This is a genomic window from Massilia eburnea (assembly GCF_009720745.1).
GTDB classification, from domain to species: domain Bacteria; phylum Pseudomonadota; class Gammaproteobacteria; order Burkholderiales; family Burkholderiaceae_D; genus Rugamonas; species Rugamonas eburnea.
In genome coordinates, this window is record NZ_WNKX01000066.1 from 1 (window position 1) to 803 (window position 803).

At 53.3% G+C, this 803-nt stretch carries 1 rRNA gene; it reads right to left on the reverse strand.

The window, feature by feature from the left end:
• Positions 1–803, reverse strand: a 16S ribosomal RNA gene (locus GM658_RS28580); the annotation flags it as partial.

Here is an 803-nt window from a genome sequence, read left to right on the forward strand (position 1 = left end):
ATCTCTCCGGGATTCCTGCCATGTCAAGGGTAGGTAAGGTTTTTCGCGTTGCATCGAATTAATCCACATCATCCACCGCTTGTGCGGGTCCCCGTCAATTCCTTTGAGTTTTAATCTTGCGACCGTACTCCCCAGGCGGTCTACTTCACGCGTTAGCTGCGTTACTAAGTCAATTAAGACCCAACAACTAGTAGACATCGTTTAGGGCGTGGACTACCAGGGTATCTAATCCTGTTTGCTCCCCACGCTTTCGTGCATGAGCGTCAGTTTTGACCCAGGGGGCTGCCTTCGCCATCGGTGTTCCTCCACATCTCTACGCATTTCACTGCTACACGTGGAATTCTACCCCCCTCTGCCAAACTCTAGCCTCGCAGTCTCCATCGCCATTCCCAGGTTAAGCCCGGGGATTTCACGACAGACTTACGAAACCGCCTGCGCACGCTTTACGCCCAGTAATTCCGATTAACGCTTGCACCCTACGTATTACCGCGGCTGCTGGCACGTAGTTAGCCGGTGCTTATTCTTCAGGTACCGTCAGCAGTCGTGGATATTAGCCACGACCTTTTCTTCCCTGACAAAAGAGCTTTACAACCCGAAGGCCTTCTTCACTCACGCGGCATTGCTGGATCAGGGTTGCCCCCATTGTCCAAAATTCCCCACTGCTGCCTCCCGTAGGAGTCTGGACCGTGTCTCAGTTCCAGTGTGGCTGGTCGTCCTCTCAGACCAGCTACTGATCGTTGCCTTGGTGAGCCTTTACCTCACCAACTAGCTAATCAGATATCGGCCGCTCCAGGAGCACAAGG